The 22,218-nt window shown below is 34.7% G+C and carries 23 protein-coding genes; 19 read left to right on the top strand and 4 right to left on the bottom strand.

Annotation, left to right across the window (positions count from 1 at the left end; all coding sequences use genetic code 11):
• The first annotated feature begins 84 nt into the window (after positions 1-84).
• The 3 genes from HGP29_RS21460 (at position 85) to HGP29_RS21450 (ending at position 5,612) form a co-directional block, all read left to right on the top strand.
• A complete protein-coding gene (locus HGP29_RS21460; RefSeq protein ID WP_168884498.1) occupies positions 85-1,266 on the top strand; it encodes a flavin monoamine oxidase family protein in 1,182 nt (393 codons plus the stop codon).
• A 245-nt stretch (positions 1,267-1,511) separates the two neighbouring features.
• Positions 1,512-4,481: a sulfatase-like hydrolase/transferase gene (locus HGP29_RS21455; protein WP_211093371.1), complete on the top strand. Its 2,970-nt coding sequence runs from the start codon at positions 1,512-1,514 to the stop codon at positions 4,479-4,481.
• 156 nt (positions 4,482-4,637) lie between these two features.
• Complete coding sequence (locus HGP29_RS21450) at positions 4,638-5,612, top strand: alpha/beta fold hydrolase (protein ID WP_168884496.1); 975 nt, start codon at positions 4,638-4,640, stop codon at positions 5,610-5,612.
• A 62-nt stretch (positions 5,613-5,674) separates the two neighbouring features.
• Here the strand turns inward: HGP29_RS21450 and HGP29_RS21445 are convergent, their stop codons facing one another.
• On the bottom strand, positions 5,675-6,289 hold the full coding sequence (locus tag HGP29_RS21445) for a TetR/AcrR family transcriptional regulator (RefSeq protein ID WP_168884495.1): 615 nt from the start codon (positions 6,287-6,289) through the stop codon (positions 5,675-5,677).
• 81 nt (positions 6,290-6,370) lie between these two features.
• Between HGP29_RS21445 and HGP29_RS21440 the strand changes: the two genes are divergently transcribed.
• The 3 genes from HGP29_RS21440 (at position 6,371) to HGP29_RS21430 (ending at position 8,328) form a co-directional block, all read left to right on the top strand.
• Positions 6,371-7,501 carry an FAD-dependent monooxygenase gene (locus tag HGP29_RS21440; protein ID WP_168884494.1) on the top strand — a complete coding sequence of 377 codons (1,131 nt, stop codon included), beginning with the start codon at positions 6,371-6,373 and terminating at the stop codon, positions 7,499-7,501.
• Complete coding sequence (locus HGP29_RS21435; RefSeq protein ID WP_168884493.1) at positions 7,498-7,926, top strand: DUF3995 domain-containing protein; 429 nt, start codon at positions 7,498-7,500, stop codon at positions 7,924-7,926. Before HGP29_RS21440 ends, HGP29_RS21435 begins: the two co-directional genes overlap by 4 nt.
• 102 nt (positions 7,927-8,028) lie before the next feature.
• A complete protein-coding gene (locus HGP29_RS21430; protein ID WP_168884492.1) occupies positions 8,029-8,328 on the top strand; it encodes a DUF1330 domain-containing protein in 300 nt (99 codons plus the stop codon).
• 82 nt (positions 8,329-8,410) lie between these two features.
• On the opposite strand, the gene HGP29_RS21425 is transcribed toward HGP29_RS21430, so the two are convergent.
• Positions 8,411-9,820: a flavin monoamine oxidase family protein gene (locus HGP29_RS21425; protein ID WP_168884491.1), complete on the bottom strand. Its 1,410-nt coding sequence runs from the start codon at positions 9,818-9,820 to the stop codon at positions 8,411-8,413.
• Positions 9,817-10,674, bottom strand: a complete 858-nt coding sequence (locus HGP29_RS21420; protein WP_168884490.1) for an AraC family transcriptional regulator — start codon at positions 10,672-10,674, stop codon at positions 9,817-9,819. Before HGP29_RS21420 ends, HGP29_RS21425 begins: the two co-directional genes overlap by 4 nt.
• 158 nt (positions 10,675-10,832) lie before the next feature.
• On the opposite strand from HGP29_RS21420, the gene HGP29_RS21415 reads away from it, so the two are divergent.
• From HGP29_RS21415 to HGP29_RS21360, 12 genes are all read left to right on the top strand, one after another.
• Complete coding sequence (locus tag HGP29_RS21415; RefSeq protein ID WP_168884489.1) at positions 10,833-11,669, top strand: helix-turn-helix domain-containing protein; 837 nt, start codon at positions 10,833-10,835, stop codon at positions 11,667-11,669.
• A gap of 89 nt (positions 11,670-11,758) precedes the next feature.
• Positions 11,759-12,313 carry a YbhB/YbcL family Raf kinase inhibitor-like protein gene (locus HGP29_RS21410; protein WP_168884488.1) on the top strand — a complete coding sequence of 185 codons (555 nt, stop codon included), beginning with the start codon at positions 11,759-11,761 and terminating at the stop codon, positions 12,311-12,313.
• Between the two features lie 143 nt (positions 12,314-12,456).
• A complete protein-coding gene (locus HGP29_RS21405) occupies positions 12,457-13,008 on the top strand; it encodes a tyrosine-protein phosphatase (RefSeq protein ID WP_168884487.1) in 552 nt (183 codons plus the stop codon).
• 36 nt (positions 13,009-13,044) lie between these two features.
• Positions 13,045-13,611 carry a Crp/Fnr family transcriptional regulator gene (locus HGP29_RS21400; RefSeq protein ID WP_168884486.1) on the top strand — a complete coding sequence of 189 codons (567 nt, stop codon included), beginning with the start codon at positions 13,045-13,047 and terminating at the stop codon, positions 13,609-13,611.
• A gap of 79 nt (positions 13,612-13,690) precedes the next feature.
• Positions 13,691-14,005: a DMT family transporter gene (locus tag HGP29_RS21395; RefSeq protein ID WP_168884485.1), complete on the top strand. Its 315-nt coding sequence runs from the start codon at positions 13,691-13,693 to the stop codon at positions 14,003-14,005.
• 10 nt (positions 14,006-14,015) lie between these two features.
• Entirely contained in the window at positions 14,016-14,888 is an 873-nt protein-coding gene (locus HGP29_RS21390; RefSeq protein WP_168884484.1) for an SDR family oxidoreductase, read from the top strand.
• Positions 14,889-15,071: 183 nt separating this feature from the next.
• Positions 15,072-16,331: a serine hydrolase domain-containing protein gene (locus HGP29_RS21385; RefSeq protein WP_168884483.1), complete on the top strand. Its 1,260-nt coding sequence runs from the start codon at positions 15,072-15,074 to the stop codon at positions 16,329-16,331.
• A 42-nt stretch (positions 16,332-16,373) separates the two neighbouring features.
• Entirely contained in the window at positions 16,374-17,198 is an 825-nt protein-coding gene (locus HGP29_RS21380) for a helix-turn-helix domain-containing protein (RefSeq protein ID WP_168884482.1), read from the top strand.
• A gap of 79 nt (positions 17,199-17,277) precedes the next feature.
• Positions 17,278-18,132 carry an SDR family NAD(P)-dependent oxidoreductase gene (locus HGP29_RS21375; protein ID WP_168884481.1) on the top strand — a complete coding sequence of 285 codons (855 nt, stop codon included), beginning with the start codon at positions 17,278-17,280 and terminating at the stop codon, positions 18,130-18,132.
• 13 nt (positions 18,133-18,145) lie between these two features.
• On the top strand, positions 18,146-18,898 hold the full coding sequence (locus tag HGP29_RS21370; protein ID WP_168884480.1) for an N-acyl homoserine lactonase family protein: 753 nt from the start codon (positions 18,146-18,148) through the stop codon (positions 18,896-18,898).
• A 76-nt stretch (positions 18,899-18,974) separates the two neighbouring features.
• Complete coding sequence (locus HGP29_RS21365) at positions 18,975-19,352, top strand: nuclear transport factor 2 family protein (protein ID WP_168884479.1); 378 nt, start codon at positions 18,975-18,977, stop codon at positions 19,350-19,352.
• A gap of 37 nt (positions 19,353-19,389) precedes the next feature.
• Positions 19,390-20,283, top strand: a complete 894-nt coding sequence (locus tag HGP29_RS21360; protein ID WP_168884478.1) for a DMT family transporter — start codon at positions 19,390-19,392, stop codon at positions 20,281-20,283.
• On the opposite strand, the gene HGP29_RS21355 is transcribed toward HGP29_RS21360, so the two are convergent.
• A complete protein-coding gene (locus HGP29_RS21355; protein ID WP_168884477.1) occupies positions 20,280-20,906 on the bottom strand; it encodes a LysE family translocator in 627 nt (208 codons plus the stop codon). The two genes, HGP29_RS21360 and HGP29_RS21355, sit on opposite strands and share 4 nt — an antisense overlap.
• Positions 20,907-20,992: 86 nt before the next feature.
• Here HGP29_RS21355 and HGP29_RS21350 point away from each other — a divergent pair, with 86 nt between their 5' ends.
• Positions 20,993-21,886 (top strand): LysR substrate-binding domain-containing protein, encoded by an 894-nt coding sequence (locus tag HGP29_RS21350; RefSeq protein ID WP_211093370.1) that lies wholly within the window; start codon positions 20,993-20,995, stop codon positions 21,884-21,886.
• Positions 21,887-22,218 lie beyond the last annotated feature (332 nt).

Below are 22,218 nucleotides of genomic sequence, written 5' to 3'. Positions count from 1 at the left end.
AGTTATTATATTAGATGTGGGCATGGTTCATTGCCTTAAATAAATACTCTTATTGCTAAAAGAAATAACTCTCAAAAATTAACAATGACTAGAAAAGAATTTATCAAAGCTTGTAGTATCCTTGGTATTTCCATTCCATTTCAAACAGTAATTGCTTCTTGTTCTAATGAAGACGATGAAAATACACCTACAGGTTTTTCTGATTCAGTAATAATAATTGGTGCAGGACCTGCAGGTATGTCTACAGCTTACTTATTTGCTCAACAAGGTATTGATTTAAAAATTCTCGAAGCGGCACCAACCTATGGTGGTAGAATAAAACACAATACTGCTTTTACTGATTTTCCAATCCCATTAGGAGCAGAATGGATTCATGTAGACACCTCCATTTTATCTGATGCTGTAAACGATCCTTCTGTAAATATTACCACACAAACAAAAGGCTATCAAGGTAGTGATACTGTTGGCTATTATGATGGTAATTATGCTACTTTTTCATTGGCAAGCACCTTTGGAGACCATGAAGACAAAAAATTCATCAACAGTAGTTGGTTAGACTTTTTCGAAACGTATATCGTTTCAAGTATTCAGTCTAATTTTATCTTCAATACACAAGTAACTAGTATAAACTATGAAAGTGATAAAGTTGTCGTAACGGATAGTAATGGCCAAACTTATGAAGCAGCAAAAGCGATAATTACTGTCCCCCTAAAAATACTTCAATCCAATACAATAACCTTCACTCCTGCTCTTCCAGAATCCAAAGAAAATACCATTAGTAAAGCTACTGTATGGGGAGGTATAAAAGTATTTATTGAATTTTCTGAGAAGTTTTACCCTACTTATCTTGGTTTTCCAGATAGTGAAACCAGTGAAGGACAAAGGATCTATTATGATGCATCATATGGTCAGAATTCCAATAAATATATATTGGGCTTATTTGCAGTAGGCAAACAGGCGGAACAGTATCAAAACCTGACAGGTACTGTTCAAAAAGAATATATTCTTAATGAATTGGATGCCATTTTTGATGGCAAAGCAACGGCATCTTATGTTCAGCATATCGTACAGAACTGGAATGAAGAACCTTTTATCCAAGCCGCTTATTTAGCTGATAATGCTTCAAGCAGTATCTCAAGAAACCTTTCAACATCCGTTGACAATAAACTATATTTTGCAGGAGAAGCGTATACTCAAGAAGACGATTGGGGTGGTGCACATAACGCGATTCGAAGTGCCAGAGATGTAGTTGAAGAAATCCTATAAGTGTATTGCTAAAGTAGTTTCCTACACAAAAATCAAGTCGGAAAAGTATCACACACTTTGATAAAGAGTTGATTATCTGCCCTCTTTGTTCGGTTTATGTTAATTAATTTTCAGTAAAAAAATCCTTTTTATTCAGTCGCTAAATTTCTGTTAGTATTAATCATTTCTGTATAATTTTCTCTTTGGCTTTCCCTCTAAATTGAATGCATTGAAATGAATTAATGTTAAACTATGAAATGAAAGCTATGAAAAAACCAGACTTTCTACTACTGTATTTAATGCTATTTTTCACTACCACTTCGATGGCCTATGAGGTGGGTGAAACTATTGAGGCAGAGAATACTACTCTGATTGGCAACACAGCAATTGTATCTAAAGAATTTGCTTCAGGAGGAAGCTTTGTCAAACTGAATAAAACTCCTGTTGGTGCTATGGCTCTTACTTTTGAGAACATCGTTACAGCAGGAAAATATAAACTCCAATTGTATGCTTTTAATGCAAATGTGACGCAAAGTATAGACCTTTCTATCAATGGAGGAGATTTCTCCCCTGTAGTCATCCAACCTTCTAATTGGGCATACCAAGACTCAGCTAAAGTATCTATTATTGAAGTCGATTTATTAGCAGGAAGTAATACGCTTACTTTCCAAGCCAACCAAACATCGATCTCTATCGATAAGTTTATCCTTAAGGACTTACCCAACTTAAATAAACCCAATGTGATTGTGATCATGACTGATGACCTTGGGTATGTTGATGTTGGTTTTAATGGTGCTACAGATATTCCAACCCCCAACATCGACCGTATCGCTGAAAATGGTATACGATTCACTAGTGGGTATACTACTTATTCTGTTTGTGGTCCAAGTAGAGCCGGCTTTATTACAGGTCGTTACCAACAACGTTTTGGTTTTGGTAGAAACCCGCTCTATAGAGTTGATGACCCTAACCAAGGTTTGCCGTTGGATCAACAAACCATTGCTGAATCTGTTGGACAAGTAGGCTATAGTTCTGGCATCATTGGTAAATGGCATTTAGGGGCCCATATCTCAAACCACCCTCTCAATCGAGGTTTTACTGAATTTTATGGTCACCTAGGAGGTGGTCATAATTACCATCCTGAAGATTTAGTGATTCAAGATAGTTACCAAGCAGCCAATGAGGAAGAAAGCTATGATACATGGATCATGAGAGACCATACTCCTGAAGAAACAGATGAATATTTAACAGATGAGTTTTCTACAGAAGCTGTCAACTTTATCGAAAGACATCAGAATAATCCTTTCTTTCTATTTCTTTCATATAATGCTCCACATACCCCCTTGCAAGCGAAAGATGAAGACCTTGCACTCTTCTCTCATATTTCTGATGAAAAGAGAAGAACTTACGCAGCGATGGTCTATGCTGTAGATAGAGGAGTAGGTAGAGTTTTAGATCAGTTGGCTGCTCTTGGTTTAGAAGAAAATACAATGGTATTTTTCCTTTCGGACAATGGAGGCCCTGAACCCAAAAATGCTTCAGATAATGGTATCCTAAGAGGAGGAAAAAGTGATATCTATGAAGGGGGTTTTAGAGTGCCTTTTGCAATGCAATGGAAAGGAGTTTTAACAGAGGGAACTGATTACAATTATCCCGTTTCTGCATTGGATATTTTTGCTACCTTATCTGAGCTGTCCAACTCTCCTATCGATCCCGATAAACCATTAGATGGTAAAAACCTGATTCCTTATCTCACTCAACAAGTATCAGGAAGGCCACATGAATCTATTTTTATTCAAAAGTTTGACAATGATAGACATGCTGTTCGCCATGAAGATTATAAGATACTTTACCATAAAGACGGATCGAACAAAAAGCTGTATGATTTAAGTACCAATGTAAGTGAAGATGATACTGAAAATCTATATTGGAATTCCGACTTTAGGGCAACAAGAGATACTCTGGATTCCGTAATGGTAAGATGGGAAAGAGAACTACTTCATCCTATCTTCTTAGGTTTATTGCATGATGAAGAGATCTGGGCCACCGATGTCAATTTATCTTCCAATGAATTAACTATGTCGCTCAATTCCAGTGAAACTATTAATGGCTCGATCGTTCCTGCAGATGCTTTTAATAATGTCTTAGAATGGAGCAGTAGTAATCCACTTGTGGCTACTGTGGATCAAAACGGGAAAGTTACTTCTTTGGCTGAAGGTCATACTGTAATTACAGCAAAGGTGATTGATTTAAGACAAATCTATTCGCAATGTATCGTTAAAGTGGGCAATCCTGCTTTAGCTTCTTCTATTTCCTTATCACAGAATACTGCTAATTTAGTAACCGGCAAGTTTATTGAATTAGCTGCTACAGTAACCGGAGAGGATAATTATGAAGTGACTTGGTCGAGTAATAATACCGCTGTTTGTACTGTTGATGAAACTGGTTTTGTACTCACACATGCTGAAGGAAGTGCAACAATTACCGCTACTGTCATTGGACAAGAAGGTCTTTCTGCTACATGCAAAATTAACAGTACAGGAAATGAAATTTCAGATACTATTATTAACCCTGATTTTGAAGATGGACTTTCAGCTTGGTCTTATTATGGCGGAACCTCTATAGAATCTGCTTCACCATATGCAGGAACGAAATCTTTAAAAATGGTAGAAAAAGGTGGAGTCAGTCAGTTTTTTACTACAGAAGCCAATACATCATATACCTTAAAATTTGTAGCAAAGGTGGATAATCCAAGTATTCCTCCTCGATTGTATATCAAAGATGCGAATGGTAATAAATATTTTGAAGAAGAAATCACCTCTTCAAATTACACTGAATATGTTGTGCATTTCACTACATCAGAAGATGATTTTGTTGGTCAGATCGGCTTTTGGAGACCAAAAGATGCTGCAGGCAATGCCTATTTGGATAATATAGAATTAACGATTGATACCAGTAATACTAGAGATCATCTCGTTTCTGAATTACCATCTGCGGAGAAAATGATGTTTAGTATATATCCTAACCCTACCTCTGATGTAGTGAATATAAAATCTTCACATCATCAGACTACCAATGTGATCATTATCTATGATCTTATGGGAAGAAAGGTATGTTCTCAAGTTTTTACATCTCAGCTTTCCTTAGCCATCTCTCATTTACAAAAAGGAACTTATGTTATTTCCATCATCAGTTCTAGTGGAGAAAATCAAAAAAGTAAATTAGTAATACAATAACATAAGACCACCTCAGGTTTATTTCTGAGGTGGTTCTTTCCTTATCAATCAAATGGTAAGTTATATTTATCAAGAAGAAGTATAACGATATTATTGACTTATTCTTTTTGTGGTTCGTTTTTACTAAGTTATTCTACCTAAAAAACTTTATTTCAAATGATAGACGAAAAAAAATTATCTACAATTAACTTATACGATCGTTTTAACGCTGCTTTTGTGAGCCTTATTACTCCAGAAATGTCTGAGCTAAACAAAATTAGAAAGCAAAACGGTTATTCTCATCAACCAACCATTGAAAAACCTTTTGATATGCCTTTGGAGTTTACCTCAATTAATGGGGTTAAAATTAGAATGGCAAAATCAATTATCGATCTGCAAGAAAAAGAAACTGTTGTTCTCTTATCTGCTTTTCCCCATAGTATCATTGCCTACTCTACAGTTTGGGAACAGCTAAAGAACAACTATAACCTTTTCGCTTATGACTTACCAGGATTTGGAGCAAGTGAGGGGAAAGCAGACTATATGTCCTTTAAGTTTCAAGGATCTTTCTTAAACTCATTTTTAAAACACTTTGATATTGAATCTTCCCATTTAGTCGGACCTGATGTCGGTATGCCCTCCGCTTTAACTTATGTCATCCATCATAAACATAAAATCAAATCATTAATGATTGGTGATGGACCGGCAGCACTGCCTACATCGGAGCCAAGTGTTATGAAAAAAATGGTTCACTCAGGCTTCTGGCGTACGATGTTTGTAATCGCTGGAAGTGGTGCATTAATTGAATCTGCCAAGAACTTAGGCAACGTTCAATACGTCCCCAATAAATTTGAAATTTCAGATTATAAAAAGTCACACACTGGTAAGGTGGCCAACAATATGAAATGGTTTAAAAAATACCCAGATGCGGTAAAGGATATAGACGAGAACTTGAAAAACATCACTATTCCTACTAAAATTTTTTGGGGTAAACATGAAGCCATCTTACATAAAGAAAACGGCATACGACTAAATCAACGATTACCTAATAGTGAACTAGAAATTTTTGAAAATTGTGGGCATTTTGTTTATCAAGATGATTACAAAAGGTTCATCCGATTAATTGAAACTTGGGTAGAGAAACACAAATAACATAAGAAATTCCTTCCAAAAGCCATCAAATAAGTTTATTCTATTTGATGGCTTTTTGATGTTCAGCTATCCATCAACCTATTGTATTCTTCTTTCCCCTTCTTGGTGAGGTAAGGATAAATACTCTGATTTATCATTAATGTATATTCATTGATTGCATCTTCTGTAAGCGTATCTGCTTGGATTAGTAATGAAGAGAACCAAAAATTACTGATCACCTCCGTCCTTTTAAATAAATTTTGATACTCATTTTCTAACATCTCCTTTCTAAATAAACCCTGTTCAATCATTACATCTATAACCTTTAAAAACTCTATTTCTCTTCTTTTTGAAAGAGTGGCATAATGTAATTTTATCTTCTGATTCCCTCTTGTTACAGTGGTGAAATCTAAAAGAAAAAAATGATATTCAAAGAAGATAGTCATTACCTGTTCAGCAAGAGAAAAGAAGGATTTCAATATATCTTCTGATAGAGTAAGTGATATACCATCGATCTTCTCGACCAATTGGAAGTACAATCCTTCTACAATATCTTCTCTTTTCTTAAAGTGATACTGAAGATTGCCTACACTGATGCCCGCTTTATCTGCAATCGCTCTTAAAGAAACATTGGAGATGCCCTTCTCATTAAAAAGTGAAAGGGATTGAGTTAATATCTTTTGTTTGGTAGCATTCATAAGTACAAAGATAAAAATTTTAGTACAAGTGTACTATTTAACATAAATTTAGTACGTTTGTACTAATCAATCTTCAATATTATGACAATAGATATTATCGGTGCCGGAATTGGTGGACTTACCACTGCCATTGCACTAGAGAAAAAAGGATTTAATGTCAGGGTTTTTGAACAAGCAGAGACACTTAAACCTTTAGGAGCAGGAATTATCCTTGCCAATAATGCCATGCAAGTATTTGAACATTTAGGATTAAGAAAAGCCATTGAGAAAGAAGGAAATCCTATATCCTCCATGAAAATTACTCATCCCAATCTTTCTCCCCTCTCGAAAGTAGATCTGACCTTTTTTGAAAAAAAACATCTCGTTAAAAACATTGCCATCCATAGAGGTCAATTACAGACTATTTTAATGAATGCCTTAGAAAGAACAGAAGTTTATCTACATCATAAAACTAAGGGTATAGCACCCCTTGAAAATGGATATCAAATTACTTTTGAAAATGGAAAACGCATACAATCACAGCTAATCATTGGTGCCGACGGAATCCACTCATCTATTAGGACACAGCTATTTCCTGAAAGTAAAACCCGACAAGCCAAGCAAATTTGTTGGAGAGGAGTCACAGACTTTAAGCTATCAACCCGATATCAGCATGAATTAAATGAAGCATGGAGTACTTCGAGTAGGTTTGGATTTGTACAAATTGCTGAAAATAAAGTCTATTGGTATGCACTGAAATCTTATAATAAAGACGGTATTGCACCACAGTTCGATGACTTTAAAAAAAATCTGAGTAACTATCATCCCATCGTCAAAGAAATAATCGGTGCTACTTCTACTGATCAGATAAACACAGCCGAGATTGCTGATTTAGCTCCAATAAATCAATGGTATAAGGAAAATGTATGTTTGATTGGAGATGCCGCCCACGCAACAACACCCAATATGGGACAAGGTGCATGTCAAGCTATAGAAGATGCTTATGTACTTTCGGAATGTATGGAACATTTTGAAGCCAATGAAGCCTTTCAACATTTCCAACAGTTACGTTTATCAAAAGCAAAGAAAGTAGTGAATACAAGTTGGATGATTGGAAAAATATCACATTTCTCCCATCCATTATTGATCTTATTGCGCAATTTTATGATGAAAATAACTGCTTCATTTAATAGAAAACAAACTGCATATATCTTTCAAATTCCAAGCGTATGATACCTACTATTATTTCCATTTGTTTATCATTCATATTTATCACACTCGGTGCAATACACTTCTATTGGCTATTGGGGGGAACATGGGGAGTCAGTAAAGTGATACCTACAAAGAGGGTAGGTGCAGAGGTCGTTGCTATACCAAGATTAGCCACTCTAATTGTCGCTGCAATACTAATTTCTTTTGGCTTGTTTTACCTTCATAGCACTGGTATTATTTTGCTTCCATTACCTAGTTTTATGGTGCAATTTAGCCTGTGGATCATACCTGTATTATTTATTGTTAGAGCCATAGGAGATTTTAATTACGTTGGTTTCTTCAAAAAAATTAATGACACTAATTTCGCGAAGGCGGATACCAAACTATTCTCACCTTTGTGTTTAGGTATAGGTATTTTAGGAATTATTTTAAAGCTAATGCATTGATAGTTATATCATTTGCACTAAAAATAAATATGACTAACTTGAGGATCACATCTAAATAAATATCACTCGCACTCTACTAAAAACAAACTAAATTAAATAAGTATGAAACACCTCTTAATTGTAGAAACGAACATCACAGACCCTTCATGGGTACAGGATTATCTTATCAAAGTTACTCCTCTACTTTCTAAATTTTCTGGTAAATATGTCACTAGAACATCCAACATTGAAATCCTAGAAGGAGAAAAGAAACCACAATACTCATTAGTGGCTGAATTTGCTACCAAAGATGATGCTCTTGCTTTTTATGCTTCTAAGGAATATTATCCCTTCAAAGAAGCTAGAAGAAATGGATCATCAAGTAAATTCTTATTGGTTCCTGTAGAAAATGGAACGGAATAAGTAAAGTTCATCACATCATAAATGGCTTATCCCACTTCTTTGAAAGAATGAAGAGGAATAAGCCATTTAATTTGTAATTCAATTATTGTTCTACAGCCTTTAATACTTGCTCAGCAGCTCTAATCCCTGACCAAGCAGCACCATCTAATGCCGGATTATGTGTATAGTCTCCACCAAAAAAGATATTTCCAGATCGTTCCCGTAATGCTTCTTGGTAAGTGTTTAAAAAGTTAGGAGGATACTTCACAATACCATCTTTCCATCGCTTCACTGAATAATCAGCAATATTTTTTTCCATGGTAAATCCTGGATAGATCTTTTGTAGTGTTTGTGTTACTTTCTCAACCACTTCTTGATCTGATAATTTCTGTATTTCAGTGCCTGCTATATTAATACTCACTACCGTTTCATTTTTTAATACTTTTTCCGATTGATCCATGTAAGCATTTATTCCTTCATCATGAAAGATACAAGAAGAGATACGTTTCGATTTTGGTAGATTCTTCAAGTAAAGCCCTACTTCCATACTCGCACCATATTTCACCGCATTTAATGCCGATTGCTTTTCTTCAGAGAGTCCTTTTACAATCCACTTTGTTACTGAAGCAGGTGTCGTAACGACTACATAATCTGCAGTATAAACGGATTGATCTTTACATTTCACTGACACCCCATTATTTATGTTTTCTATAGAAGTTACTTCTTTAGATAAATGAATGGTTCCTCCCATTTTTTTAATATCGTTGGCAATGGCTTGAGGTAATTTCTGATTGCCGTTGCGGATTAAATAACTGCCTGCTTCTCCATTAGCTTGGCCATACCAACCCGTAAGTAAAAGTGCAGATGTCTCACTTACTCCAGCTCCACCTTCTGGAATTAAAAACATATTGTATAAGTTTTTTACGTCTGGGTGATATTCAGATAATAACTCTGCTGCTGTTTGTTGATCCAAATCTACCCAAGTCTGTGAATTAGGATATTTATCAAAAATATATTCTCTACCCGTACTAAATTGACTATACAATTTTTGCATTTTCTTAATGGATGCATCAAAATCCTCCAACGCCTTCCTATCAATTGGGAGTTTTAAGAAAAAACTTTCGTTCCAAGAAGACACCATTTTTCCCTGCCAAATTGCGGCTACTTTACCACCTTCTGGATAAAACTTGTCTGCATTATCTAAATATTTATTGAGGTATTCGTTATCACTTTTAAAAAAATACTGAGCACCTAGATTGGCATAGATTCCACCCAGCTTTTCGGAATAAACACGTCCACCAACTTGGGGATCTTTTTCTAAAACCACTACCTCAAGACCCATTTCCTGAAGACGTAACCCAGCAATTAAACCTGATATTCCTGCACCTACTACAATTACTTTTTTTGAAGACGTTTCTTTTGGTTTAGGGTGAGCATAAATCACAGACTCAAAACCTCCTATAATTAATACACAGAATACAGTGATTAAACTTTGTATTGATAACTTTTTCATAAAATTGGAATATAAATTTCAGTTAGTAAATCTTTTTCTTCTACTTCCTCTATCGTATTGAGGTATTTTTCAAACGGCCAACTATCTCTTAATATATAGTCACTTTCGAACACCCACGATTGATAAATAAAATCATACAACTCATCAAGTTGACTGTAAGCACCTTTAATCGTAAATACGGCATATTTCCCTTCCTCTAATAGCAGATAACCAAACTCTCCAAAAGGCTTTACAGCATGTTCAGTAGATATACAAGCATAATACCTGCATCTATCTTTCTTTGTAATTGTTGGATCATCAAGGTTAAAGCCAATCAGTTCATTCTCTCCATTAATTAGTTGGTGATTCATTGCATAATCCCAAAGCTTAAACCAAGCTTTATAACTTTCTTCCTGATCGTTGTAATCTGCTATTACTCTAAGGTAAGTGAGGTGACTACTTTTTACATGCCTTACTTCTGGTTGAATTTCCAAAGACTTTATTTTATTCACATTAAACTTCGAAGTGAAGAAAGATTCTATGTTTCGAAATGCGGAAGGTGTTATCCCAAAATGCTTTTTAAAGGCTTTTGAAAGTGATTGTTGGTTGCTATATCCAGTTTTTTCGGCAATAACAAGTAATGAATGAGCTGTACCTCTTAATAAACCTGCCGCGGTTTCTAAACGAATCCGGTTGGTATAAGACCCTACAGATTCTCCTATTAAAGCTTTAAAGATTCTATGAAAATGAAATTCTGAAATATTAGCGATCTCTGCCAACACTTTCAAATCAATATGTTGATCAAGATTGTCGTTGATATAATCGATAACAGAGTTCAATGACTTTTGATATTCATTGTGTGTTTCTTTTTTCATAGTATTTAAAGTTTCCTCAAAATTAAAGTATACCTCTAAGTATCAACTTATCCGTACTTGCTATTTTTCAATGAAAACTTTAATTATGAAATTGTTTCTTGGATAGCTTCTTCTTTTCAATGAAATTCACTTGATATTATCGCTTTCAGCTATATAAAATGAAAACTATAACACTACCAGACGAATTAAATATCCATAATAGCTTCTCTATCAAAGTTTATGATTATAAAAGCACAGCAGAAATTTCGAAGCAACAGATCTTACTGAATAAAAATACATTTAGCTTCCTACAAGAAGGGAATAAGGAAGTCTTCTTCAATGATTCATCCAAATCAATTGATAATTCCGAGTTTTTACTGATGACTTCTGGCCATTGTCTTATGACGGAAAAGCTTTCAAGTCGATCTAATGCCTACAGAAGTATTTTATTTTTTTTCTCTACTGAAGATGTTCTCCACTTTATTACAAAGTTTAATTTGCATCTAGAGAAACCCAACAATTCACCTTCGGCATTCTCTTTTCAATATGATGCTTTCATACAGCGTTTTGTAGATAGTCTTGTGGATTTATCATCTCATTCCATTGCTCTTCAACAAAATATACTCTCCACAAAATTTGAGGAGATCATGTTATACCTTACAGAAATTAAAGGGATCGACTTCTTATATGCTCTGGTGGCAGAAAACCAACAGCAGCAGAAATTTATACAGACAGTAGAAAGTAGTAAGCTTAACAAACTGACAATTAAGGAACTCGCGTTTCTATTAAACATGAGTGTCTCCTCTTTCAAAAGAGAATTTCAAAAACAGTATCAATGTTCACCCAGTAAGTGGTTTCAAGACCAAAGGTTAGAACATGCCGCCATGTTATTGAAGAACCATTCCAAAAGACCTTCTGAAGTATATGAAGCGATGGGATATGAGAGTTTATCAAACTTTATTCAAGCATTTAAGAAGAAGTTTGGAATTACTCCAAAACAGTATCAATCAAATTGAACCTTTTTCAATACTTTTTGGACTGAACTAAACACAAGGTTCCCATCTGTTGCTCATAATTTTACACTTGAATTAAAAACGTAAATATTATGAAGAATTTATTCCAAATCTTAACTGTTATTTTGGCTTTTTCAAGCGCTGCAATCTGTCAGAACACATTTACTTTATCAAGTAATGATCTTGGTGGCCAAGCAACAATAAATGAAGAATTTAATGGCTTTGGATGTACTGGAAAAAACCAATCACCACAATTATCATGGAAAAATGCACCTGAAGGTACTAAGAGTTTTGCCATTACAATGTATGACCCAGATGCTCCCACTGGAAGTGGTTGGTGGCATTGGCTAGTTTTTGATATCCCATCTGATATTACAGAACTCGTATCGGGTGCTGGTAATCCATCACTACAATTAATCCCCCAAGGAGCAATCCAAAGTATTACAGATTATGGGAACAAAGGATATGGTGGGCCTTGCCCCCCTGAAGGGCATGGGATTCACCAATATATTATCACAGTGTATGCACTCAAGACAGACTATTTAGGTTTGGATGAAAATACCAACGCTGCAGTAGTAGGATACTATTTATGGAGTAATACATTAGCCAAAGCGAGTATTATTACCCATTATAAAAGAAGTAAATAACATACATCAATATAGGCAGTATTGGGATCTCCAACTCTGCCTATTTTTTTGAATACTTTTCTGGTCAAACATAAAAAATGGTATAATAATAGGTAGTAAAGACTTCAAATACATCACCCACTTTACCTAATAGTATAAACATTATGGGACTGGATTACACAGATGGATGCGTAAACTTTAGAGACTTTGGTGGATATATCAACCTAATTCTAGATAAAGACTGTTTACCTGAAAACCGCCTATTTAGAGGAGGTAGTATTGAATATATTAAAGATCTCTCTGAAATCAAGAATACAGTATCTGTCTTCAACCTCAGAAATGGACCTGATTATCATGATTTTGATATTGATTACTATCATTTCCCTATGGCCAATAAGGTCGAAAAATATGATACCACAACAAAAGAAGTGAGAGTTTGGTTGAATACTATTATCAAGCAATTTGAAGATGAGCAATTAAAGTACCCCGTATTAATACATTGTCTTTCAGGTAAAGATCGAACAGGAATTGTTGTTGCTGCTATCTTATTAATTTTAGGGATCGATGAAAAAGCCATTGAGGAAGAATATTTACTCAGTGAAGGAGAAGTAAAACTAGAACTTATTCGACAAGCTATTGAGGGCATGAAGGATATCTCCACCTACTTTAATCGAGTAAACTTACCACTTGTCAGAAAAAATTTATTGGGTAAATAAGGTTAGTCAAATCATTATTTATTATCATCTTCGCTTATGGATTCCATCAAAAAACTTTTTACCGATAAATATAGCCTTACAGAAGAAAGCTTTGAACTTCTACGTCACTTAATGGTGGAGGAACAGAAGCCAAAGAACGACCTTTTAGTTAAAGTAGGAGAAGTACATCATTTCATATACTTTATAAAAAAAGGTGCGATGAGAAGCTATTATACCAATAATAATGGTAAAGAAGTAACCTATTGGTTTGGTTTCGAAGGCGACATTGCCACTTCCTTGGGAAATTTTGTCCACTCAAAACCTTCATTAGAAAATATTGAATTGCTAGAAGATACAACCCTTTTAAAGATCAACAAAACAGCCCTTTTAGAATTATACAATACCAATTTAGAACTAGCCAACTTTGGGAGAAAACTAGCAGAACAGGCATTATTGGAGATGGAAGAACAGATTCTCGCTACCCAATTTACAGATGCAAAAAGTAGGTATTTACAACTCATCGATAAATTCCCAGAGATTTTGCAAAGAGTCAAGTTGGGCCATATATCTTCTTACTTAGGCATTACACAAGTTACCTTAAGTCGTATCCGGTCAGAAAAGTAAATTCATTTTTTAACATAGGTAAAAAGATTCCCTTTTTCTCCGCTCTACATTTGTTCTGTAATCATAATCACAGAATACAATGAGTTGGATCTATTTATTATTATCAGGCCTTTTTGAAGTAGCATTTACTACCTCGATGAAATATTCTGAAGGTTTCACCAATTGGAAAGGAATTGTTGGTTTCTTCGTATTTGGGTCGTTAAGCTTTGGTTTACTACTTAAATCAATGCAATCTATTGAGATGGGCACAGCCTACGCCGTTTGGGCAGGCATTGGATCCAGCGGAACTATTCTGGTGGGGTTATTACTTTTCCATGATGCGTTTAGCTGGTACAAAATCCTATTTTTATCTCTAATTATCATTGGAATTGTTGGTATCAAAGTAAGTCATTAAACACTCAAACATGAAAAAAATTACAATCATCGGTGCTACTGGCACATTAGGTTTACCTATTACAAAACAACTTACAAAAAAAGGGGTACAAGTTAAGGCTGTAGTTAGGGATATCAAGAAGGCAAAAGAAATATTACCTTCTACAGTTGAGATTGTTTACGGAGATGTAGCGGAAAAAGATAGTTTAAAAACGGCATTAACCGGATCTGAGACTATTTACCTTAATCTTAATACAACCAACTGGGATGAAAATGCTTCCTTCCAACCCGAAAGAGAAGGTATTATGAATGTTATTGATATCAGTAAAGAATTAGGTATCAATCATATTATGCAGATTGTGGGTATCGATTCCTCACATCCAGAATTTGCTGTGAAAGGCATGGAATATAAAACGAATCGTATCCGTAAACCTGGAATGGAATACCTAAAAAACTCAGGTATTAATTATACTTACTTCCATTGTTCGGTATTTTTAGACTCCTTCCCTACGTTTATTCAAGGAGAAGATTTCGGCATTATTGGTCACCACCAATACCCTGTATTTTTTACCAACACTACAGATTTAGCGGATACAATTTATAATGCCATCGGAAACGATAAAGTTTACAATAGAGCATTTACAGTACAGGGACAAGAAGGGTTAAGCTTCCCTGAAGCGGCTCAAAGGTTTGTCAATATTTATAATCCTTCTATCCAAATATCTGAATACCCTATGGAAACGATAAAACATATTGGTCTTCCTAGTAAAGAGTATGAAGATTTCATGGAACATATGCTTACTTATGTTGAGCAATTAAAAGAAGAACAAGTGTCCCAACCTACTTGGGACCTCCTAGGAAAACCAAAATTAACGATTGAGGAATTCACTAAATCCTTGATCTAATACTTAATGGGTAGATGTTCATTTCATCTACCCTTTTTGGCTATATTAAGCCTGTATTAAAAAAGAGAAAGACAGTTACAATTATTCCGAGACTTACTTATATTTACCAGAACTTTTTGATCTATTCCATCACTTTGAGTCAACTTGACTTGAAGAATACCAACAACCAAACACTAAATAAAAATGAGTAAATTATTAAGCTTCTATTTTCTACTGCTCATCTCTTGTCAATCTATCTCAGAGAAAAATGAAACTTCCTTAAAAAATTCACCAATCACAGACTCACTCACCTATCAACTGAATGAACTCTATCAGTTAGGTCATATCAATGGTTTTTCTGTGGCAATCACGAACGAGGAAGGTACTTTGTATGAAAAAGGTTTTGGCTATGCCAATGTACGCGACTCTATTGCTTATACTGCAGAAACAATACAAACGGTAGGTTCTGTCTCCAAGACACTAATTGGTATTGCTCTGCTTAAGGCACAAGAAATGGGTTTATTACATTTAGATGACCCGATAAATAAACACCTTCCTTTTCAAGTAGAAAACCCTTATTCACCTAATGTACCCATTACTATTAGGCATCTGGTGCATCATACTTCTACAATTATTGATACTGACAATTACAATTTCTCTTATGTATTAGATCAACCGTTATCGAAGAAAGATACTGTAGAAGTTTTTCAATTCTTTCAACCACCATCAAGTGATATTTCCATTTTAGAGTTCCTAAAAAATACGCTAACAAAAGATGGCGAATGGTATTCAAAAGATATATTTATTGATGCCAAACCAGGAGAAAAGAATCAGTATTCTAATACTGGGGCAACACTTGCCGCTCTAATTATTGAGCAAGTAGCTGGGGTATCATTCAGTAGCTTCACAAAAAGTCATATACTGACACCGTTGGACATGTCATCCTCAGGTTGGTTGAAATCAGAAATTGATACCCATCAGTTTTCTCAATTGTATATGAATAAGGAAATACCTTTCCCTTCCTACCATCTTGTGACGTATCCTGATGGCGGGTTTATTACATCGAGTGATAACCTTGGAAAATATTTAACGGAATTGATTAAAGGGTATCATGGCCAAGGAACTTTGCTACAAACTGATAGTTATGTTGAACTTTTTGGCCAAGAAGTACAAACTGATACTACATCACAAGATGCTGAAAATCCTATTATGCAGCTTTCTTATAAAAAGGGGATCTTTATGGGTTTTGCTCCACAACATTTCTATGGACATACTGGAGGCGACCCTGGCGTTGTTGCTCTTATGTTGTTTAATTCTGAAACCAAATCAGGGCAAATCTTCATCTCAAATACGGATATTGATGGAGAAAATAAAGAAGCTATTGAGCAACTTTTTAGTATTTGGAGTACATTGAACGAATATCAAGTAAAATATTCTAATGCTAAAACGTTAGAAAAGAAATAAAGACCAATTGGGGATATAGATGTTGCCAACTGAATTGACGCTATGATAAATCAAACCATTACATACAACAATAGTAGAATTATTCTTTCTCATGAACGGAAGAAGAAAGCAGTGATCGACATCTATCCCAAACACCATTTATTAACTTATATAAGAGAAGGAGTTCTCAAAGTAAAACAGGGTAAAGAGGTACAAATGTTTACCAAAGGTGAATTTGTATTGTTGAAAAAGTATACTCAAGTTACTATCACTAAAACTTGGGAAAATGGTGGTGTGAAATTCTCTAGTTTTGTCTTCTCATTTCAAGAAGATCTTGTTCAAGAGGCCTTTGCACAACTTCACTTCGAAACTCCTCAAAAAAATAAAGTCCCTATTGAAAATGTAATAGGCATTAGTGCAAACCCGATTCTCAAACAGTTTATCAGTTCACTTCAACTGTTTTTTGAAGAAGGGATTCCGATGGACAATCAACTGGCAAGATTAAAAACTTCTGAAGCATTAATAGGAATGATAAAAAGTGATGATACTTTAGCCTACCAACTACAAAATTATGCTGTAAAAAGTAAGGCTGATTTACATCATTACATGAAATTCCATTATCTAGAAAATAAGAAATTGATTGAATTTGCCAGAGAATCGGGAAGAAGTATCTCAACATTTAAGAAAGATTTTCAAGCATTATACCATATTACACCTGCGAAATGGCTTAAGAAAAAACGGTTAGAACATGCCCACAAGTTACTCACGACTACCCATCGAAAACCTTCTGATATTTACCTAGAATGTGGCTTTGAAGACCTTGCTCATTTTAGTAAATCCTTTAAAGCTCAATACAAAGTCAACCCCTCACAGATAGTAACTTTATAGACAAGTAAATACGTCTTTTTAGACAAATAAAAAGCCTACTACTCCCTCTAATTTTGTATCTAAATCATAAGCATTAGATATGAAAACAATTTTAATCACAGGAGCTAGTTCAGGCTTCGGAAAATTACTTACGCAACAGCTCGCTCAAAAAGAACAATACCACATAGTAGCGACGATGCGAAACACAGACTCTTCTAACGCCACAGTAAAAAAGGAGTTAGAGTCACTTCATAATGTTGATGTCCTTGCTCTTGATGTTACTTCAGAAGAAGAAGTACAACATGTAACTCAGAAGGTCGCTCAAAAATATAGCAGTATTGATATACTGATTAATAATGCTGGTGTATTTGGAGGTGGACTTTTGGAAGCACACAGTATTACACAAGTTCAGAAACTATTTGATGTAAATGTCTATGCTCCTCTCCGATTAATGAAAGCAGTACTCCCTTCAATGAGGCAAAAACAAGACGGATTAATCATTAATTTATCCAGTATGTTAGGATTCTTTTCCATTCCATTGAATGCCGTTTACTGTGCCTCCAAATTTGCATTAGAAGCCTTGGTCTCTGGGTCCTATTCTGAGTTAATCTCTAAGGGAGTGGAAAACATCTTAGTTGAACCCGGATCTTTCCCTACTACACTTTACCAAAAATCAGGCATTAAAGCAGATTTGTCTGATGTCACTCTATCTTACGCTGGGTGGGCGGAACAGATGACAGCATATGCAAACCAAGCAGTATACAAAGCAATTCAAGAAAATCAACCTGATCCACAGGCTGTAGTTCAAAAAATTATCGATTTAATATCCATGGAAAAAGGGTCCCGACCGATGCGTAACCCTATTGACCAAATATCGGGAGAAGACTTTGCTCAAAAAGTGGCCCATGATATTGAATCACTGGCACAAACTCAAATGAAAGCTTACGGATTCTAACCCCAATAAAACAATGAAACTATATGTATTGTATGCTGGAGAGATTACCTGTACGGATCGATCTCAGCTGGATAGTAATTCTAACGATCAGAATGAAATCGAATTAGCCAACCCAATCTTTTTAATAGATCATCCCAAAGGTAAAGTAATGTGGGATGCTGGACTTTCAGACCAATTGATTGAAGTCGAAGAAGATATTGAGGCATGGATTTTTAAATTAAGAATGAAAAAAACTGTTCTCTCTCAATTAGAGGAAATTGGTGTACCTCCGGAGAGTATCGACTATTTCGCTTTCTCACATATCCATAATGATCATACGGGCAATGCCAATTATTTTAAATCAGCACAATTAGTGATGCAGGAAAAAGAGTATCACCTTGCTTTTCAGGCTGACCCACTACCCGTTAATTATAAGGACTATCAGGAGCTAAAAGATTCGACGGTGATCAAACTTCATGGAGATTATGATCTATTTGGTGATGGAAAAATTCGATTTATATCGACACCGGGACATACTGCAGGACACCAATCATTATTACTAAAATTGGAGAAAACAGGAAGCATTCTGATTTCTGGCGACATTGCATACTACAAAGAAAATTACCAGAACAAAGGAATCCCCACCTTCAATTCGGATAAAGAAGAGAGTCTTGCTTCATTAGATAAAGTACAAAGAATTCTAGATCAAGAAAATGCTCAATTATGGATACAACATGATAAAGCACATTTCGACTCACTTTCACTTAGTCCTAAATACTATGAATAAATGGAAAGTACATCTATGCTTTCTACACATTATTTGTTGTCAAACGCTTTCTTCTTTCACTATAAATAAACATCAAATGGAAATCGAAAATATCAAACATACTATTGAGAAAAATTATCTGCAGGGAGCATTTAATGCTACGGACATTAATGCCTTCAGAAATATATTTCACCCCGAATTTGCCATTATAAATATTCAAGAAAATGGCCACTTTTTTCTCTTTACTCGCGATATGTGGGAAGGTGTATTACAAGAAAGACAATCTGACAAAACATTCGATTATGCTACTATTGCACTTCAGCCAAAATGGAGAAAAATAGATATTGAACAAGGTAAAGCCAGTGTTACGCTAGACCTCTACAATGGAAAAAAACGAGTCTATACTGACTTTTTATTACTGACAAAGATTGACAAAGAATGGAAGATTGTTTCTAAAATTTTCAACCAATATTAATTAACAGCGGCTCCTTTATTGGAGTCGCTAACTATAGATGATGAGAGCTTCTTTCTATCTTATTTTTTCAACATTAATGTGGGGGTTGAATTTTCACCTACTGAAAATTATGTTGAGTAGTGTTCATTTTCTTGAAGCAGGTTTTTGGCGGTATTTTCTAGGTACGCTGGCACTCGGACTACTAGGCCACAGATCCCTTAATTCTTTTAAATGGAAAATACCTCAATTAAAAGGAATTGCAATAGTAGGTGTATTAGGATTATTTAGTTTCAACCTATTTCTATTTATGGGAATGCAATACACCAACCCTATCAATGCTTCTTTGATCATGAGTTTAAACCCATTAGCCACTCTTTTACTCGCTTATTTTTTTTCTAATTCGGTGATAAAGTATTATCAATTACTGGGTGGAGTGATCGGAATATTTGGAGTCATTTTTTTAATAAGTAAAGGTGATGTATTCCACCTTCAAGCTCTCCAATTTTCAAAAGGAGATACTTACATTTTTATCGCCATGCTATTGTCTTCTTGTTACCCTATTTGGATAAAGAAGTATGTCTCAAACATTTCAAGTCCTGTTTTCACCTTTGCCTCACACCTTATTTGTTTTATCGCTTTTATGATAGTTTCACCACTTTTTTCCCACTTCCAACCTTTCAATTATTCAATAAGATTCTGGCAGGCCACTTTATTGTTTGGCATCTTCGGAACAGCAATTACTTATGATAAATGGAACAAAGCTGTTCTAATTATTGGAGCTGAAAATGCTGCGGTATATATGAACCTTATACCACTTTTCACAACTATATTTGCTGTTGTTCTTGGGGCTGAAATTTATACATACCATTATATTTCAGGTGGGTTAATATTAACGGGTTTATTGATCACCCAAATTCCAATGTTAATACAGCGATACTTTTTCAATCACTAATCATTACTCCAAAGAATTTTTAATCCCATTAGAAGAAAAGCTACCCCACTAAGCTGGTTCAGCCATATGCCTGCTTTTGGATTCTGTATTATTTTCTCTGCAAAGACACTGGCAAATAATGTGAGGGTGAGATACCAAATCATTCCAATAAAAGCATAGGTTATACCTAAGATTAAAAAAGGCAATGGATTGTTCAATTCCTGTGGGTTAATAAACTGAGGAAAGAATGACAAAAAGAATAATGCAACTTTCGGATTTAAAGTATTTGTGAGCAAACCCGACCAGAAGTCATTTTTTGTTGATTGCTCATGCTGATAAACTGTTCTATCACCAAGAGATTTCTTATTAAAAAGTAATCGTATACCTTGAAAAAAAAGGTATGTTGCTCCTGCATATTTTATACATTGAAAAACATAAACTGACTTAGCAATAAGTAAAGATAAACCTAGAGCAGCACAAAAAGTGTGTACTAATACACCTGTATTTATTCCAACAGTAGCATAAATACCAGATTTCTTTCCTTGACTGATAGTTTTATTCAACACAAAAGCTGTATCAATCCCTGGTGTAATAATAAAGATAAAGGAAGTGATCACAAACGCTACTATATTCTCAATCCCCATAGTATTCTTTTTTAATGTTTCATCATTACTTATGGCAAAAGAACTGTTTTGATATCGAATAAAAAATACATATTTTTCATCAACTAATGCATAAATCGCAATTATTAATGACTATTCAGCAGATCAAATATTTTCTGGAATTATCTAAGGAACTTCATTTTTGGAAGACAGCAGAAAAGGTATATCTCTCACAATCTTCTTTAAGTAGGCAAATCCAATCTTTGGAAGATGAATTAAATATCAAGCTTTTTGATAGAGACAAAAGGAATGTAAAACTGACTAATGCAGGAAAATTTCTTCAAGCACAGTTAACAACAAAGATGAGAGAATTGGATCAGATCATTAGTCATGCTAAAAAAATCGACAGTGGTAATATTGGTGCCCTCTCAATTACTTACCCTGGATCAATTATTTACGATTACCTTCCTCAGTTTATCGAAAAGGTCAATCATAAATTACCGGAGTTAAAAGTCGAGTTAGCTGAACCTATGGACGAGAATCATGAAAGGTTATTGTTAGATTATAAGACAGATTTGGCATTTAGTAGAGATAAAATCAATAATGCAAATATTGAGTTTAAAAAACTCTACTCGGAACCTATATGTCTTGTAGTACCAAAAGGCCACCGACTTTGCAATGACGTAATAAATGGTTTAGAAAACGAAAAGTTTATCATTTCTGGTTTACACCTTTCCACTTTCTTTTCATCTATTCTTAGAGAATGGTTCTCCAAACACTCACTAGATCCTAAAATAGCCATAGAATCCGATTATGGCGGAATGATCTTAAGTTTAGTCTCGAAAGGGCTAGGTATTACCGTATTACCTAATTCATTTCAATCTGCACAAATAGAAAATGTACACTTTATCGAGCTAGAAGAAACTATTGATCTCTTTATCAACTGGAGAAAAAACGAATTAAATAAAGTGGTCGAGAAAGTTGTTGCAATTGCAGAAGATATTGGGTCTACTATTCATTAAAAGATCTATCAACTAAATATGAGTATCAAATAGCTCTTTTATGTGCGACTTTTACATTAAGTTTACTACACAGATTATCATCTTGTTTTGTATTACAATAAGCTATATCTTTAACTCATCTTTCAACAATCTAATTAACAGCAAACTAGAAATATCAAAGCAAGCTTACCTGTGAAAATAGTAGTTGAAGGTATTAATCAATAAATGCAATAGTGTAATAACATAGATTTATGTAGATAAACACAATTGTGTTTACATAATGTTGGCAACCATAAATGTAGGATGAATAAATTTTCAAAAATATATCAAAATAAAACCGATTCAGAACTCCT

The sequence above is a fragment of the Flammeovirga agarivorans genome (assembly GCF_012641475.1).
Lineage (GTDB): Bacteria > Bacteroidota > Bacteroidia > Cytophagales > Flammeovirgaceae > Flammeovirga > Flammeovirga agarivorans.
Note: the sequence above shows the minus strand (reverse complement) of the source record. Positions and strands in the feature narration are given on the sequence as shown.

What these genes read in the sequence shown, in the direction of transcription:
- HGP29_RS21460 (WP_168884498.1), top strand. Translation starts at nt 85, where the DNA reads ATGACTAGAAAAGAATTTATCAAAGCTTGTAGTATCCTTGGTATTTCC.
- HGP29_RS21455 (WP_211093371.1), top strand. Translation starts at nt 1,512, where the DNA reads ATGAAAAAACCAGACTTTCTACTACTGTATTTAATGCTATTTTTCACT.
- HGP29_RS21450 (WP_168884496.1), top strand. Translation starts at nt 4,638, where the DNA reads ATGATAGACGAAAAAAAATTATCTACAATTAACTTATACGATCGTTTT.
- HGP29_RS21445 (WP_168884495.1), bottom strand. Translation starts at nt 6,289, where the DNA reads ATGAATGCTACCAAACAAAAGATATTAACTCAATCCCTTTCACTTTTT.
- HGP29_RS21440 (WP_168884494.1), top strand. Translation starts at nt 6,371, where the DNA reads ATGACAATAGATATTATCGGTGCCGGAATTGGTGGACTTACCACTGCC.
- HGP29_RS21435 (WP_168884493.1), top strand. Translation starts at nt 7,498, where the DNA reads ATGATACCTACTATTATTTCCATTTGTTTATCATTCATATTTATCACA.
- HGP29_RS21430 (WP_168884492.1), top strand. Translation starts at nt 8,029, where the DNA reads ATGAAACACCTCTTAATTGTAGAAACGAACATCACAGACCCTTCATGG.
- HGP29_RS21425 (WP_168884491.1), bottom strand. Translation starts at nt 9,820, where the DNA reads ATGAAAAAGTTATCAATACAAAGTTTAATCACTGTATTCTGTGTATTA.
- HGP29_RS21420 (WP_168884490.1), bottom strand. Translation starts at nt 10,674, where the DNA reads ATGAAAAAAGAAACACACAATGAATATCAAAAGTCATTGAACTCTGTT.
- HGP29_RS21415 (WP_168884489.1), top strand. Translation starts at nt 10,833, where the DNA reads ATGAAAACTATAACACTACCAGACGAATTAAATATCCATAATAGCTTC.
- HGP29_RS21410 (WP_168884488.1), top strand. Translation starts at nt 11,759, where the DNA reads ATGAAGAATTTATTCCAAATCTTAACTGTTATTTTGGCTTTTTCAAGC.
- HGP29_RS21405 (WP_168884487.1), top strand. Translation starts at nt 12,457, where the DNA reads ATGGGACTGGATTACACAGATGGATGCGTAAACTTTAGAGACTTTGGT.
- HGP29_RS21400 (WP_168884486.1), top strand. Translation starts at nt 13,045, where the DNA reads ATGGATTCCATCAAAAAACTTTTTACCGATAAATATAGCCTTACAGAA.
- HGP29_RS21395 (WP_168884485.1), top strand. Translation starts at nt 13,691, where the DNA reads ATGAGTTGGATCTATTTATTATTATCAGGCCTTTTTGAAGTAGCATTT.
- HGP29_RS21390 (WP_168884484.1), top strand. Translation starts at nt 14,016, where the DNA reads ATGAAAAAAATTACAATCATCGGTGCTACTGGCACATTAGGTTTACCT.
- HGP29_RS21385 (WP_168884483.1), top strand. Translation starts at nt 15,072, where the DNA reads ATGAGTAAATTATTAAGCTTCTATTTTCTACTGCTCATCTCTTGTCAA.
- HGP29_RS21380 (WP_168884482.1), top strand. Translation starts at nt 16,374, where the DNA reads ATGATAAATCAAACCATTACATACAACAATAGTAGAATTATTCTTTCT.
- HGP29_RS21375 (WP_168884481.1), top strand. Translation starts at nt 17,278, where the DNA reads ATGAAAACAATTTTAATCACAGGAGCTAGTTCAGGCTTCGGAAAATTA.
- HGP29_RS21370 (WP_168884480.1), top strand. Translation starts at nt 18,146, where the DNA reads ATGAAACTATATGTATTGTATGCTGGAGAGATTACCTGTACGGATCGA.
- HGP29_RS21365 (WP_168884479.1), top strand. Translation starts at nt 18,975, where the DNA reads ATGGAAATCGAAAATATCAAACATACTATTGAGAAAAATTATCTGCAG.
- HGP29_RS21360 (WP_168884478.1), top strand. Translation starts at nt 19,390, where the DNA reads ATGATGAGAGCTTCTTTCTATCTTATTTTTTCAACATTAATGTGGGGG.
- HGP29_RS21355 (WP_168884477.1), bottom strand. Translation starts at nt 20,906, where the DNA reads ATGGGGATTGAGAATATAGTAGCGTTTGTGATCACTTCCTTTATCTTT.
- HGP29_RS21350 (WP_211093370.1), top strand. Translation starts at nt 20,993, where the DNA reads ATGCATAAATCGCAATTATTAATGACTATTCAGCAGATCAAATATTTT.